We start from the raw sequence: 14,175 nt of genomic DNA on the forward strand, positions 1-14,175 counted from the left end.
TCGGACGGGCGATCAGTCTCGCACTGGCCGCCAGGGGCGCCTTCGTATGGGCCACCGATTTCGACGAAGCAAGCGCCAACGGCACCGCTGAGCTGATCGAACAGACCGGCGGCCACGGCACGGCGGTGCAGCTGGACGTCCGGCACGAAGCGGAATGGCAAGCCGCCCTTGCCCTCGCCGACTCTGGCGACGACGCGCTGGCCGTGCTGGTCAACTGCGCCGGAAAGTCGCTGATCGCCGACACCTTCACCATGCCGCTTGATGATTTCCGGACGATTATGGCGGTCAACGTGGAGGGCACGTTCCTCGGTATGAAGCACACCATTCCCAGGATCGCGAAATCAGGCGGCGGCGCGGTCGTCAACATATCGTCACTGGCGGGACTCAAGGGCATCCCGGGCATGGCCGCCTATGGCGGTTCGAAGGGGGCGATCCGCATGATGACCAAGGCGGTGGCGCTCGAATGCGCCGGGCTCCGCAACAACGTCCGCGTCAACTCGGTCCATCCTGGCGTCGTCGATACGCCCGCTTGGCGCAAGCATGGCCCCGATGAGGTCAGCAGGTCTCGCTACAGCGCGCCGGGGGTCCTCGATCCCCATGAGCTGGCCAAAACCGCGGTGCCGATCGGCGTGGCCTGCTCCCCTGCCGAGGTCGCCGATACCGTCTGCTTTCTCGCCTCCGACGCGGCCCGCCACATCACCGGGGCCGAGATCCCCATCGACGGCGGAATGACAGCCGGCTGACGCACAGTGAACATTCTCTTGGTGGACGAGGATCAAGGAGACCGCATGTCGGAATTCGCCGGAAGAGCAGCATTCGTGACGGGTGCCGGAAGCGGCATCGGACGGGCGATCAGTCTCGCACTGGCCGCCAGGGGCGCCTTCGTATGGGCCACCGATTTCGACGAAGCAAGCGCCAACGGCACCGCTGAGCTGATCGAACAGACCGGCGGCCACGGCACGGCGGTACGGCTGGACGTCCGGCACGAAGCGGAATGGCAAACGGCACTGGCCCTCGCCGACTCTGGCGACGACGCGCTGGCCGTGCTCGTCAACTGCGCCGGAACGTTCGCCATCACCGACACCTTTTCGATGCCCCTCGACGATTTCCGGCGCATCATGGCGGTCAACGTGGAGGGCACGTTTCTCGGCATGAAGCACGCCATCCCGAGGATCGCGAAATCAGGCGGCGGCGCGGTCATCAACATATCGTCACTGGCGGGGCTGAAAGGCATGGCCGGCTGGACGGCCTACTGCGGCTCGAAGGGGGCGACCCGCATGATGACCAAGGCCGTCGCGCTCGAATGCGCCGGCCTCCGCAACAACGTCCGCGTCAATTCGGTCCATCCTGGATTTGTCGATACGCCTGCCTTGCGCAAGTCCATCCACGACCGGGGTTCGCAGGTCGTCGATCCCGATGAGATAGCCAAGACATCGGTGCCGATCGGTGTCGCCTGTTCCCCTGCCGAGGTCGCCGATACCGTCTGCTTTCTCGCCTCCGACGCGGCCCGCCACATCACCGGGGCCGAGATCCCCATCGACGGCGGAATGACAGCCGGCTGACGCGGCGCAGGGCTACCGACCGGCCGTGAGGCTTTCGGCTTTCCACGCATCGCCGTCCGGCGTCAAGAACACGCCTACCGGCCCGGAGAAGTGCGACCCCAGCAGGAGCGCTCCACGGTCCGAGACCCATTTCAGCAAACGCCGTCGCGTGGCCTCGGCCAGTTCCTTGTCCCAGCAGAAATTGTCGGCGATCTGGGGCAACGCGACCTGAACGGGGTGATGCAGCGCATCGCCGGTGATCACGGCCTCCTGCCCCTCGGATGCGATGACGAGGAAGCAATGCCCTGGCGTGTGGCCCGGTGCCGGCTCGAGGCGTACTTCCTCGACGATGACATGATCCGGTTCCACGAATGTGGCGAGACCGGCGTCGATGACGGGTTTGACCGAGTCCGCCAGAATGGCGGGAGCATCACCGCGCTCGTCACCTCGCAGATATTCGTACTCGGCCTTGGCAAAAAGATACTGTGCGTTGGGAAAGGTCGGCACCCATCGGCCGTCGACGAGCATCGTATTCCATCCGCAATGATCGGCGTGCAGATGCGTGCACAGCACATAGTCGATGTTCTCGCGCGGATAACCGGCGGCTGCCAGCCGTTCCAGAAAGGGACCATCGAGCATGCTGAGCGAGGCGACGCTGCGTTGCTTGTCGTTGCCGATACACGGATCCACCATGATCCGCACGCCCCCGGACTCGACGACGAAGGCCTGGAAATGAAGGGTGATGTTCCCGTCCTCATCGGCGAAGTGCGGGCACAACCAGTCTCGCCGGTCGAGGATTTCCTGCCGGCCCGCCTGGATGAACCGGGCCGGATCCGCGCTCACCGGCGGCATTTCGAGTACGCGCGTGATCTTCACGGCGCCGATCGACCACCGCAGAAAATCCGTTTCCGTCGATTCTGATGGCATGGTTGCTCTCCTCGAGATGTCAGGCCTGCGCACCCAAGTTAGTACAAGGCGGCGCCACAAGCCACCGTGATTGTCTTTATACCAGCCATCGCAGAAATGCATTCCGGTAATACCTCCGATACCAAATTCTTGGGTAGTCGGGGGTCCGCCGGCAAATGTAGGGTGCGAATTGCAAGGCATTTCGACGAGAAGGGTTTGAACCATGGATCGAGCAGCTGCGGACCAAGCCGCGGACCTGATTATCTCGCTTTATCGCGGCACCGCGGCCGGGCCGGTCAAGCACTTCCCCGAAGACTGTTCTCCCGCCTCGTTCTTCGACGTGCAGATGATCCTCGACGGCCTGATCGACCGGCTCGGGCGGCCGGTGCAGGGGTGGAAGCTGTATTTCCCGTTCAAGGCGGGCCAGCCGAACCTGGTCGCGCCCATCTTCACCGTGCTCCCCTCCGGCGCCCACATCACGACCGACCTGTCACGCCTGCGGATCTGGGAGCCGGAAATCGTGTTCCGCGCCAAGAAGGACCTACCGCCACGCGAACGCCCCTACACGTATGAGGAGGTGGCGCAGGCCACGGAAGCGGCTCCGGCGATCGAGTTCCTCGCCACCCGTTTCGACGTCGCCGATCTCGACGAGCTGGCCGGCCGCACGTTTGAAAGGTATGCCGACAACACGCTGAGCGGCGGCTTCGTGGTCGGCGAGCCGTATTCGGACTGGCGGTCGCTGGACTTCAGCAAGCTGCGGATCGTCTCCCGGCAGGGCGACGAGACGGTCGGCGATATCCGGGGCGGCCATCCCGTGGTAGATCCGTTCATCCTGGTGTTCGTCGGCGCGAACACTGCGCGCGAGCGGCAGGGTATTCGCCGGGGCCAGGTCCTCGCCACGCTGTCACCGTCCGCGCTGCTGACCGCGAAGCCGGATGCGGCGATCAGTGCGTCTTTCGAGGGTCTCGGAGACGTCGAGGCCGTATTCGATTACTGACGGGTGGGGAGAGTGTCCGTAGGGTGGTCTCAGTCGAGCAGAACCGCCCCCGGCCACTCACCCCCCACCACACGCGCGCGGACCACTTCGGCGAGGATCGCCTCGAACGCCTTCATGGCCGCGGTCGGGGGCCGGGTGCGCAGCCTGCTCATCGTCCAGGTCACCGCACGGTCCGCGATCGGCACCGCTTCCATGTCGTAACGCCGGGACCCCATCGCGCATCCCGCCATCGCCACGAAACCGAGCCCGAGATCCGCCAGTTCCAGCATCATCGACGAACTCGTCTTGATCAGCACATTCTGCGACCGGCCCACCCGCGCCAGCCGCTGATCATTCCGTTTCGCCGCAACCGTGGCGTTGTACTGGCGGATCGTCGGCCGGTCAGCCAGATCCGCGAGGGAAATATCGTCCAACTCCGCCAGTCCCGAACCCTTGGGCCCCAGCAGATACATCCGGTCCCGCACGACCGGACGGGACTCGATCTCGGCGTCGTCCTCAACGGTGGTGAGCACGGCGAAATCGATATCCTGCGCCTTGAGCATGCCTTCCAGCATTTCGCTGGAATCCGCGATCACCGTCAGTCGCACATCGGGATAGCGGTCGTTGAACTGCTTCACCACCGGCGCCGTAATACCTTCCGACCACGAATACGGCAAACCCACCGACAACGAACCCTGCGGCTCATTCTGCCGCGCCACCAGCTCGTCCGACAGCGCATCGATATCCGCCAAGATCGCCCTCGCCCTGGCATCCAGCAGACGGCCGGCCTCGGTCAGGCGCACCCCCCGCCCGTGCCGCATCAACAACTTCACCCCCAATTCGTGCTCGAGATGAGCGACATGACGGGTCAACGCGGGCTGGGTGATGTGCAACTCGAACGCCGCCTGGGTGATGCTGCCCTGCTCGGCAATCTTGAGGAAGTACCTCAAACTCAGAATGTTCATGCGCTCCCCTTCGAGCCGCCGGAAAACACCACCCGCACTGCAAGCCATGAAACCACGCGTAGCCCGGTCGGTCAGCACGTCCCGGTAACGACCCGCCGGTGCCGGGAAAGGGCCGGCTCAGCGCACGACGAGGACGATCTTCCCCGTGGTGCGGCCGGTTTCACCGTGGGCGTGGGCTTTGACGGCCTCGGCGAGGGGGAAGGTGGCATCGATGTGGGCACGAAGCCGGCCCTGCTCGGCGAGCCCGGCAATGGCGCGCATGCCCGCGTGATCGGCCTCGACGAGCAACCCCGTCATGCGGACGCCCAGCTCAGCGGCCTTCTTCGCATCGGCGGCGTCACCATCGCCGGCCACGAACGAGATCAGAATGCCGTCCTTGCGCAGGACCCCCAGGGAACGGGTGCGCACGTCGCCGGCGAGGGTGTCCAGCACGACATCGACAGTGCCGGCCGCGTCCGTGAAGTCCGTGGTCCGGTAATCGATCAGCTCGTCGGCACCGAGGTCACGCAGCAGGTCGTGTTTGGCCACGCTGGCCGTACCGATGACATACGCGCCGCGTGCCTTGGCGATCTGCACGGCGAGGTGGCCGACCCCGCCGGCGGCGGCGTGGATCAGAACCCGCTGCCCCGGCTGGACGTCGGCGGTGTCGACCAGCGCCTGATAAGCGGTCAGCGCGGCAAGGGGCAGCGCCGCGGCCTGGACGTGGTCGATGTTCGCCGGCTTGCGGGTGAAGCACCGGGTGGGGGCCTTGGCGAATTCGGCATACGCGCCAGGGCCATGCGGATAGGGCAGCATCCCGAACACCTCGTCGCCCGGCTTGAACAGGGTGACTCCCCTACCGGCCTCCTCGACGACCCCGGAAACGTCCCACCCGAGGACCGGGACCGGCTCACTCATCCACGGCAAACCCGCGCGGTGCTTCCAGTCGGTCGGGTTGACTCCCGCCGCGTGGACCCGGACGACGATTTCGCCGGGGCCGGCCACCGCCCGGGGCCGGGTGACCTCCTCGAGCACCTCGGGACCACCGAGGACGTTCTGGCTGATGGCGCGCATGGTGTTTCCGCTCATGATCCCAGTCTGCTGAGGGCTCGTGAGCGCGACAATGGCTTGATTGCCACCTTACGATGGGATCATGCCAGTGGCCGGTGATCTCCCTTCGATACGCGCGCATCGGGTCGCCGTGCTCGCCCTGGCTGGGGTGTATCCGTTCGAGCTCGGTATCCCGAGCCGGATATTCGGTGCGACCGATGGGCTTTATGAGGTGCTGACCTGCAGCGTTGACGGCCGGCCGGTCCGCACGGCCGCCGACTTTTCCATCGCCGTCGAGCACGGCCCCGAAGTGTTGCGCACCGCCGATACGGTGGTGATCGCGTCGTTCGCCCCGAGCCCCAGCGTGGCCGAACTCCTCGTGCCGCGGCTGCCGGAACCGATCGCGGCGGCGTTCCGGTTGATCCGGCCCGGCACCCGGCTGGTGTCCATCTGCACCGGCGCCTTCGTGCTCGCCGCCGCCGGTCTGCTGGACGGGCGCCCGGCCACCACGCACTGGCAGGCGGCCGAGCAGTTCCGCGGCCTTTTCCCGAAGGTCGACCTGGACCCGGACGTGCTGTTCGTCGACGACGGCGACATCCTCACCTCGGCCGGCGCCGCCTCCGGTATCGACGTGTTCCTGCACCTGCTGCGCAAGGACCACGGCAGCGAAGTCGCCAACGGCGCCGCGCGGCGGTGTGTGGTGCCACCGTGGCGAGACGGCGGGCAGGCGCAGTACATCGAGGCACCGGTCCCCCGCACGATGCGGGACGGCACAGCGGCCACCCGGCAGTGGGCACTCGCGCATCTGCACGAGCCGCTCGCGCTGGCCGATCTCGCCGAGCATGCCCGGATGAGCCTGCGCACCTTCGCCCGCCGCTTCACCGACGAGGTCGGCATGAGCCCGGGCCGCTGGATCGTCCAGCAACGACTCGCCCGCGCCCGGCACCTGCTCGAGTCCAGTGACCTGCCGGTCGACGACATCGCCGGCCAGGTGGGTTTCGCCACCGGCACCTCCCTGCGCCAGCACCTGCATGCGGCGATCGGGGTGTCACCCCTGGCCTATCGGCGGACATTCCGCGCGGGGCGCTAGGACAAGCTTTCTCACTACCGGGCAAGGAGTCCGGTGAAGATCAAGTCCAAGAGGTGCTGCGCCCGTTCCGCCGCTTCGGTTTCGTCTATCCGGGACAGGAATCCCAGCAGGATGAGCACTTCCTGCGCATCGACGTCGCCGCGGATCGTGCCTTCGCTCTTCCCCGCGGCGAGCAGACGGTCGATGGCCTCGCCGATCGAACCGGTATGGCTTGTCGTCAGCTCATACCCCGAACTCGGCTCCAGTGCGGCCAGAACGCCGCGCTTGACGCGTGCGTAGTCGGCGACATTCGACAGCCAGCGACGGAGGGCGGTGGCCGCGTCGTGCTGGTCGAGCAGTGGTGCGGCGGAGGCGACGAGCTGCTCGACGTCGGCCCGATACACCTCCGCGAGAAGTGCCTCGCGGGTCGGGAAATTGCGGTAGAGCGTGCCTTGCCCGACCCCGGCGGCCTTCGCGACGGCGTTCATCGGCAACTCCGACGTCGAGCTCAGCAGTTCACGAGCGACCTGCACGATGCGCGCCCGGTTGCCGAGCGCATCCGCGCGAACCTTGCGCTCGGCCATGGGGACCCCCTTGCTAAGTGGACACGTGTCCGGATAGTCTCTACTAAACGGACACCTGTCAACTTACTGGATCGGAAGGTCACATGCCCAACGACCCCATCACCGGCAAGACGGTCATCGTCACGGGCGCGAGCAGCGGGATCGGCGGTGAGATCGCGACCATGCTCGCCCAGCGCGGCGCCTCGGTGGTGCTCGCCGCGCGACGCCGGGAACGTATCGACGCCCTCGCCAAATCGATCGCCGACGCGGGCGGCCGGGCGATCGCCGTACCGGCCGACGTCGCGCTGCTCACCGACGTCCAGGCACTCGTCCAGCGTGCGGTCGAGGAGTTCGGACGGCTCGACGTGCTCGTCAACAACGCGGGCATCGCCCGGCTCGGCCGCCTGGACCAGCTCGACGTGGACGACTGGTCGGCCATGATCGACGTCAACATCCGCGGCGTCCTGCACGGCCTCGCCGCCGCCCTGCCGGTGTTCCGGCGGCAAGGACACGGCCATGTGGTCACCACCGTCTCGACCGCGGGGATCACCATCTCCCCCACGATGGCCGTCTATGCGGCGACGAAGAACGCGGCCCGCACGATCATGGAAGGCCTGCGCACGGAATCGACCGACGGCGTCATCCGCACCACCGAGATTTCGCCCGGATTCGTCCGGACCGAGCTCGCCGACGGGATGGAACCCTCCGCCCGCGAACGGATCCAGGCGGGGATGCGGGAGTTCGGGCTCGACCCGATCGCGGTGGCCCGCGCGGTGTGCTTCGCCATCGAGCAACCGGACGACGTCGAGATCGGCTCGCTCACGATCCGCCCCACCGTGCAGAACTGAGCCGGCCGCACCGTCCGATGTGGACGTTCAGTCGGCCGGTCCGTCCGGCGTGAAGGACCGCAGCCGCAGGCTGTTGGACACCACCAGCACCGAGGACAGGGACATGGCGGCGCCCGCGATCAACGGGTTGAGCAAACCGAAAGCGGCCAGCGGCAGTGCGGCGACGTTGTAGCCGAACGCCCACGCGAGGTTGCCGCGGATGATCCGCAGCGTGCCCTCGGCCAGCCTGATCGCGTCCGGGACGACGCGCAGATCGTCCCGCACCAGCACCAGGTCGGCCGAGCGCAGCGCAATATCGCTGCCGCGGGCCATCGCCATGCCCAGGTCCGCCGCGGCCAGCGCGGGCCCGTCGTTGATCCCGTCGCCGACCATGGCGACCCGGGTGCCGGTGGCCCGCAACGCCTCGATCTCCCGCGCTTTCTCCGCGGGCAGCACCCCGGCGCGGACCTCGTCGATTCCGATCTCGGCGCCGACAGCCCTCGCCGCGATCTCGTGGTCGCCCGTGAGCAGCACCGTCCGCAGTCCACGGGCGCGCAGCGCGGCGACCGCCGCGGCGGCGGAGGGCTTGACCACGTCCCGCACTTCGACCAGCCCGGCCACCTCGCCGTCGACCGCGACGAGCACCGGCACCGCACCGGCCGCATGGGCGGCGTCCACCTGTGCGGCGAACTCACCGGAGATCGCGACCGCGCGTTCGCCGAACAATCGAGGGCTGCCGACGAGGACGGCGTGACCGTCCACAATGGCCTCTGCACCCAAACCGGGCAGCGCGGTGAACGCGGTGATTTCCGGCAACTCCGCCAATTCCGCCCGCGCCGCTTCGACCACGGCCGCCGCGATCGCGTGCTCGGAACCCGATTCGGCAGCACCGGCGAACCACAGGAGCTCACCACGACTGCGCCCGGCCGCCGGGTGGCAGGTGGTCACGGTCATCCGGCCGGTGGTCACGGTGCCGGTCTTGTCGAGCACGACGGTGTCGATCCGGCGGGCCGCCTCCAGCGCGTCCGGGCCCTTGATCAGGATGCCCAGCTGCGCGCCGCGACCGACCCCGGCCATCAGCGCGGTCGGGGTGGCCAGCCCGAGCGCGCACGGGCAGGCGATGATCAGTACCGAGACCGCGGCGGTGAACGCGTCCCGGACCGGGTGCCCGGTCAGCAGCCAGCCGCCGAGCGTGAGCAGCGCCAGCGTGAGCACCACCGGAACGAACACCGCGCAGATCCGGTCGACCAGCCGCTGCACCGACGCCTTGCGCGCCTGCGCCCGCTCGGCGAGCGCGGTCATCTGCGCGAGCTGAGTGTGGGAACCGACCGCCGTCGCGCGCACCACCAGCCTTCCGTCGCGGTTCACGGACGCACCGATCACCCGGTCACCCGGCGCCGCTTCCGCCGGCACGGGCTCACCGGTGACCGCACTGACATCCACGGTGGATGATCCACTGTGGACGGTCCCGTCGGCGGCGAGCACCTCACCGGGCTTCACCACGAACAGGTCACCGACGGCCAACTCCCCCACCGGAACCATTTGTTCGCTGCCGTCACGCAGGACTCGCACTTCTTTCGCGGCGAGCGCATCGAGCGCCGCAAGCAGGCCCGCGGCGTTGCGCCTCGACCGGCTCTCGAAATAGCGGCCGGCGAGCAGGAAGGTCGTCACACCGGCGGCGACATCGAGGTAGATCGCGTCCGCGCCGGCCGCCGTCGAGCCGAACCCGACCCAGTAGCCGGGCTCGTGCCCGCCGAACACCGTCGCCCAGGCGGACCAGGCAAACGAAGCCAGCACCCCCAACGAAACCAGAGTGTCCATAGTGGACGAAAAGTGTCGCAGGTTCCGTACCGTGGCGCGGTGGAACGGCCACGCGGCCCAGAACACCACCGGCGCCGCGAGCCCGAAGCACAGCAGCTGCCAGCCCGGGAATCGCAGCGACGGCACCAAAGCCAGCGTGATGGACAGATCGCCCAACGGCACCGCCAGCACGGCCGCGACGATCAGGCGGCGCCGCAGATCGCGCACCCGCCGCAGTGTCAGATCCTCGTCGTCGTCCGCCCCGCGGACACGGGCACCGTAGCCCGCCTTGCGGATCCGCTCGACCAGCACCTCGTCGCCGAGCCCGGCGGGCACCTGCACGGTGGCACGCTCGGTCGCATAGTTGACCGAAGCCCGGACTCCGTCGAGCTTGTTCAAGGTGCGTTCGACGCGCGCCGAGCAGGCGGCGCAGGTCATCCCGGTCACGGCCAGCTCGATCGTATGGACCTCCCCGGTGACCGGGGCCGCGGCTGTCATGCGCAATCTCCTTATCAGATATCAGGTTCGGCGTGCCGTGAGTTCGGCGAGCATGGCGTTGTACGCGTCAAGTTCGGCGTCGCCGCCACGATCGGCACGCCGGGCGCGGCGTTCGTCGTCACGCGCCCACTGCACCAGCAGGGCGACGACCATGACGATCATCGGGATCTCGCCGCCCGCCCAGGCGATGCCACCGCCGAGCCGCTGGTCGGCGAGGAGGTCGCCGGCCCATGGTAACGCGAGGTAGTGATAGTAGGTGCCGGCCAGGACGGTCTGATTGTTTATCAGGATCACGCCGAAAAAGGCGTGGAACGGCATGACCGCGAAGAGCATGCCGAGGCGTGCCAGGTGTGGAAGCCGGCGCGGGGTCCGGTCGGTCCCGATCACGACCCACGCGAACAGGTAGCCCGACACCAGAAAATGCGCCTTCATCAGCTCGTGCGCCCAGTGATAAAGCATCATTTCGCCGAACAGGCCGGAAAAGTACAGCGCGTAGAACGATCCGGCGAACAGCACGGCGGCCACCGCGGGATGCGCGAAGAACCGCGTCACCGGGGCCTGCACCATCGAGGCCACCCACTCCCGCGCGCCGGGGATGTCGCCGTGCGCGGGCAAGGCACGCAGCGCGAGGGTGACCGGTCCGCCGAGCACCAGCAGCACCGGCGCGCCCATGTTGAGCGCCATGTGCGTGACCATGTGCAGGCTGAACGTCCCCGGCGAGTAGACCCCCAGCCCCGAGGAGGTCGCCACGAGCACGACCGCCCAGCCCGCGAGCCAGGCGGCTGTCCGGCCGGGCGGCCAGTGATCGCCGCGGCGGCGCAGCCGCCGGACCCCGAGCAGATAGCCCGTCCCCGCGATCAGCGCGGCGGGCGCGAACAGCAGGTCCGGCCGCCAGTCCAGGACCAGGCGGGCGAGGGTCTGCGGCGCTTCGAGGCCATAGCCGAGGATCGTCTCGTGCACGGTTGCCGGGTGATTCGCGAACGCGGGCGGGACGAGCACGGTCAGCGCCGCCGAGCCGCCGGTCCCCAGCGCCAGCAGCACCAGCTCGGCCGCGACGAGCTTGGGCCCGCTCCGGCGACGACGCCAAGCCGCGACGGCGAACCCGGCGGCGAGCAGCAGAGCCGTCTCGATCGCGAGGACGAGGCCGTACCGGCTGAGCAGACCGTCCGGCCGGGCAAGGACCAATCCGGCTACCACGCCCGACACGGTGACCACCACGAAGCAGGTCGACGAAAGACGGTGATAGCGGCGCAAAACGAGGTCCGGCACGGCGGTTTTCCGGCGCAGCCGGGCGGATAACGCCACGAGCGCACCGAGCCAGGCGCTCGCGGCGGGCACGTGCCAGAACATCGCGCTGGTCGCCAGGTCGTGCCCGGCACCGACCGACGCGTGCCCGGCGGCGGCCAACGGCAGCAACCCCGCTCCGGCGGCCACCGTCGCCCCGACCACCGTCCGCCAGGTCATCGCGGGCCAGGCCAGTGCCACGGTGACCGCGGCCGCGAAAACGGTGCACAGCCAGGCTTTCGGCTCTTCCGCCGCACTCAACGTGGGCAGGAATACTTCGGGCCGCAGCATGTGTGAGACCGGAAGGCCGGAGGCGACCGCGGCCGAAAACGGGACGGCGAGGACCGCCGCGGCCAGCCAGCAGATGCCACAGCCGGCGGCGAACCTGTTCGCCGCGAACGCGTCGGCGGACAGTGCGCCGCCGCGCCGCCCAAGCGCGACGAACGCGGCGAACACCAGACCCCCGAAACACCCGGTGGCCGCGGCGTCGGCGACGAACCGCACGACGGCGAACCCGTAGGTGGTCAGCGCTCCGGGATCGGAATTTCCCAGTGGCGCATACACATCGCCCGCGGTTGCGACAACGAGCAGCACCAGGGCCAGCCCGGCCGCCACCGCCGTCACGACCACGGCGCGCAGCCGAGAACTCGTCACCTCAACGGTGTCGGACAGCGCCCGCCAGAAGTTCCCCATTGTGAAGCAGGGCACTCAGACGTGTTTCATGACCTACGTGCGTGCGTGGTGGACGACCTCTGGCCGCAGTTCGCCGCGGTCACGCATGCGCGTCAGCCCCGACCTGATGGGCGATTCCCAGCCGTCGAAGGCTCCGGCGAGATCGGCCCGCGTCGAAGGGCCGCCCCCTCCGTGATGGAATATCACATTCCCCGGCGCCAGGATGCGTAGGGTGAAACAGCCTCGGCCGACACCCACGCCGCTTGCGCGCGGAGCCGCCTCGATCGCGCATCATTTCCCGCGACCTGCCTGGTCCCTTGTCGACTGTCGCGAGTGGACGGTGCAGGTGGCCGGGAAGCCCTGGCTGGGCAACCCGGCCACACAGCTCTCAGGCCGTCACTGGTACCAGCTCAGTGAGGCGTTCTCGTTGTAGGTGTTCTGGAGGTTCTGGCAGGGTGTCGACGGCGCGATGTTGTCGTAGCTGCCCTTCTGCCCCGAGTTGAACCAGATCCGGGCGGTCCAGTCACCATCGCGGTTACGGGCCGAGGCGGCGTTGTTCTTCACCGGCTGGCCCTTGCCCGCCCCGCTCGAGCGGAACGTGTAGCCGGCGAAGTCGTCGACCCACCCGCCGAAGTCGGCGAACGATCCCTGGCAGTTGCTGTTGTAGTACAGGCAGACCTCGCCGACCTCGCACACCCCGTTGTACGAGGTGTACTGCACGGAGAGTTTGCCGTTCGGCTGTGCCGGCTGGACCTGTGCCGGCTGGACCTGTGCCGCTGGGGTCGGTGCCGGCTGTGCGTGCGCCGCCGTACCGCCGATCAGCCCCAACCCCGCCACGACCGTGGCGACCAGAACACCTGCGAACCTTCGCATGAGCGTGCACCCCTTCTGTTGTTTCGGATTTCCGTGGATCAGCCGAGAATTCGGCGGACAGTGGTCAGCGGTTGACCATGCGAACCGAGGCTCGCGACGTGCACGCTGCTGGTGTCGCGTGGCGGCGCGGCTTCGAGGATCCGGTCGTCGCCAAGGTAGATCGCCACATGAGTGGTCGTCGACGGATCGTCGGCGTCCGGGCCCCAGAACACCAGGTCGCCGGGCGCGCGCTGGGCAAGCGCAACGGCGCGCCCCTGCTGATACTGCGGGCCGGTCCAGCTGCCGATGTCGATACCGGCGCCGGCCCAGTACGCGTACAGCGTCAGGCCGGAGCAGTCGAACCCGAACCGGTCGTAGTCGTCGCCCTCCGCCGGATCGCCGTCGGGATAGTGGTGGATCCCCGACGACGGGCCACCTTTACCGCCCGCGCCCCACGCGTAGGTCAGGCCCTTGCCCAGCTGCGAGGTGGCGGCGTCGAGCACCCGGGTGAGCTTTTCGGCGGTGGTTCCGGTGGACGGGCCGGCGGGGCCGGTGTTGCGGCCGTGCACGCCGGAGCCGTGACCTTCGATGCCGTCGGTGTCGCAGCGGGGCAGGCCGGCGACGAACCCGTCGGTGCCGGTGCTCACGTACGTGTCCGGAACCCAGAGGCCATCGCCGGTGTGGTCCCAGATCATGCCGTTGCCGGTGGCGGCCTGGCAGTCGATCGTGATCTGCTGCCCGGCCCGGTACCTGTCCGGTACCGAGCCGGGCGCGTCGGCGGCGTCCCCCTTGTGCAGCCGCCCGTTGAGGTCGACCCGGGCCGGAAACGCCTGTGGGATCCGGCATTCCGGCATGACCATCCCCGTCGAGCCCGTCAGGACATACGCATCCGGCACCCACAGACCGTCCGTGGTGAGGTCCCAGATGTCGCTGCCGCCGTAGCCGGGCCCCCGCTGCTGGCAGACCAGGTCGACATCGCTGCCGGCCGGGTACAGGTCGGCGACCCGTTTCGTGCCCACCGGCACGTCCGGGTCCTTCACGGTGCGGCCGTCCAGCGTGGTCTTGACCGGATACGACTCCGCGGCCCATGCCGTGCCTGTGCCCAGCAATGGCATGACGCCGACGACACAGGCCAGCGCTACGCCCAGCCCCCGTTTCATGGTGACTCCCCCATGGAATCCGGCCGGATGTCA

Annotated in this window: 13 protein-coding genes; 5 read left to right on the forward strand and 8 right to left on the reverse strand. The window is 68.4% G+C overall.

The features are described from left to right. A partial coding sequence (locus GKO32_RS04740) for an SDR family NAD(P)-dependent oxidoreductase (RefSeq protein ID WP_154755552.1) occupies positions 1-743 on the forward strand: 743 nt, incomplete at its 5' end. Positions 744-788: 45 nt separating this feature from the next. After that, entirely contained in the window at positions 789-1,562 is a 774-nt protein-coding gene (locus GKO32_RS04745) for an SDR family NAD(P)-dependent oxidoreductase (protein WP_154755553.1), read from the forward strand. A 12-nt stretch (positions 1,563-1,574) separates the two neighbouring features. Here the strand turns inward: GKO32_RS04745 and GKO32_RS04750 are convergent, their stop codons facing one another. Next, complete coding sequence (locus GKO32_RS04750; RefSeq protein WP_208024276.1) at positions 1,575-2,570, reverse strand: MBL fold metallo-hydrolase; 996 nt, start codon at positions 2,568-2,570, stop codon at positions 1,575-1,577. A gap of 100 nt (positions 2,571-2,670) precedes the next feature. On the opposite strand from GKO32_RS04750, the gene GKO32_RS04755 reads away from it, so the two are divergent. Next, positions 2,671-3,444, forward strand: coding sequence for a hypothetical protein (locus GKO32_RS04755; protein WP_154755554.1), 774 nt, complete (start codon positions 2,671-2,673; stop codon positions 3,442-3,444). Between the two features lie 29 nt (positions 3,445-3,473). Here the strand turns inward: GKO32_RS04755 and GKO32_RS04760 are convergent, their stop codons facing one another. Next, a complete protein-coding gene (locus GKO32_RS04760; RefSeq protein WP_166459381.1) occupies positions 3,474-4,388 on the reverse strand; it encodes a LysR family transcriptional regulator in 915 nt (304 codons plus the stop codon). 117 nt (positions 4,389-4,505) lie between these two features. Continuing rightward, the gene (locus GKO32_RS04765) at positions 4,506-5,441 is read right to left on the reverse strand and encodes an NADP-dependent oxidoreductase (protein ID WP_154755693.1); all 936 of its coding nucleotides are present in this window, start codon (positions 5,439-5,441) and stop codon (positions 4,506-4,508) included. A gap of 79 nt (positions 5,442-5,520) precedes the next feature. On the opposite strand from GKO32_RS04765, the gene GKO32_RS04770 reads away from it, so the two are divergent. Further along, positions 5,521-6,507 (forward strand): GlxA family transcriptional regulator, encoded by a 987-nt coding sequence (locus tag GKO32_RS04770; protein WP_154755556.1) that lies wholly within the window; start codon positions 5,521-5,523, stop codon positions 6,505-6,507. A 14-nt stretch (positions 6,508-6,521) separates the two neighbouring features. On the opposite strand, the gene GKO32_RS04775 is transcribed toward GKO32_RS04770, so the two are convergent. After that, on the reverse strand, positions 6,522-7,070 hold the full coding sequence (locus tag GKO32_RS04775) for a TetR/AcrR family transcriptional regulator (protein WP_154755557.1): 549 nt from the start codon (positions 7,068-7,070) through the stop codon (positions 6,522-6,524). An 83-nt stretch (positions 7,071-7,153) separates the two neighbouring features. Between GKO32_RS04775 and GKO32_RS04780 the strand changes: the two genes are divergently transcribed. Beyond that, positions 7,154-7,897: an SDR family oxidoreductase gene (locus GKO32_RS04780; RefSeq protein WP_154755558.1), complete on the forward strand. Its 744-nt coding sequence runs from the start codon at positions 7,154-7,156 to the stop codon at positions 7,895-7,897. Positions 7,898-7,924: 27 nt separating this feature from the next. Here the strand turns inward: GKO32_RS04780 and GKO32_RS04785 are convergent, their stop codons facing one another. The 4 genes from GKO32_RS04785 to GKO32_RS04800 all read right to left on the reverse strand — a co-directional run bounded on the left by GKO32_RS04785 (position 7,925) and on the right by GKO32_RS04800 (position 14,142). After that, entirely contained in the window at positions 7,925-10,174 is a 2,250-nt protein-coding gene (locus GKO32_RS04785) for a heavy metal translocating P-type ATPase (protein ID WP_154755559.1), read from the reverse strand. Positions 10,175-10,195: 21 nt separating this feature from the next. Beyond that, positions 10,196-12,151 (reverse strand): cytochrome c oxidase assembly protein, encoded by a 1,956-nt coding sequence (locus GKO32_RS04790; RefSeq protein WP_166459382.1) that lies wholly within the window; start codon positions 12,149-12,151, stop codon positions 10,196-10,198. Between the two features lie 375 nt (positions 12,152-12,526). After that, entirely contained in the window at positions 12,527-13,003 is a 477-nt protein-coding gene (locus GKO32_RS04795) for a peptidase inhibitor family I36 protein (RefSeq protein ID WP_154755560.1), read from the reverse strand. Between the two features lie 38 nt (positions 13,004-13,041). After that, complete coding sequence (locus GKO32_RS04800; RefSeq protein ID WP_154755561.1) at positions 13,042-14,142, reverse strand: C40 family peptidase; 1,101 nt, start codon at positions 14,140-14,142, stop codon at positions 13,042-13,044. Positions 14,143-14,175: the final 33 nt, after the last annotated feature.

This window comes from Amycolatopsis pithecellobii, assembly GCF_009707865.1.
GTDB lineage: Bacteria > Actinomycetota > Actinomycetes > Mycobacteriales > Pseudonocardiaceae > Amycolatopsis_E > Amycolatopsis_E pithecellobii.

Bases quoted from the DNA above. Each gene is read 5' to 3' on its own strand.
- GKO32_RS04745 (WP_154755553.1), top strand. From the start codon at position 789: ATGTCGGAATTCGCCGGAAGAGCAGCATTCGTGACGGGTGCCGGAAGC.
- GKO32_RS04750 (WP_208024276.1), bottom strand. From the start codon at position 2,570: ATGCATTTCTGCGATGGCTGGTATAAAGACAATCACGGTGGCTTGTGG.
- GKO32_RS04755 (WP_154755554.1), top strand. From the start codon at position 2,671: ATGGATCGAGCAGCTGCGGACCAAGCCGCGGACCTGATTATCTCGCTT.
- GKO32_RS04760 (WP_166459381.1), bottom strand. From the start codon at position 4,388: ATGAACATTCTGAGTTTGAGGTACTTCCTCAAGATTGCCGAGCAGGGC.
- GKO32_RS04765 (WP_154755693.1), bottom strand. From the start codon at position 5,441: ATGCGCGCCATCAGCCAGAACGTCCTCGGTGGTCCCGAGGTGCTCGAG.
- GKO32_RS04770 (WP_154755556.1), top strand. From the start codon at position 5,521: ATGCCAGTGGCCGGTGATCTCCCTTCGATACGCGCGCATCGGGTCGCC.
- GKO32_RS04775 (WP_154755557.1), bottom strand. From the start codon at position 7,070: ATGGCCGAGCGCAAGGTTCGCGCGGATGCGCTCGGCAACCGGGCGCGC.
- GKO32_RS04780 (WP_154755558.1), top strand. From the start codon at position 7,154: ATGCCCAACGACCCCATCACCGGCAAGACGGTCATCGTCACGGGCGCG.
- GKO32_RS04785 (WP_154755559.1), bottom strand. From the start codon at position 10,174: ATGACAGCCGCGGCCCCGGTCACCGGGGAGGTCCATACGATCGAGCTG.
- GKO32_RS04790 (WP_166459382.1), bottom strand. From the start codon at position 12,151: ATGGGGAACTTCTGGCGGGCGCTGTCCGACACCGTTGAGGTGACGAGT.
- GKO32_RS04795 (WP_154755560.1), bottom strand. From the start codon at position 13,003: ATGCGAAGGTTCGCAGGTGTTCTGGTCGCCACGGTCGTGGCGGGGTTG.
- GKO32_RS04800 (WP_154755561.1), bottom strand. From the start codon at position 14,142: ATGAAACGGGGGCTGGGCGTAGCGCTGGCCTGTGTCGTCGGCGTCATG.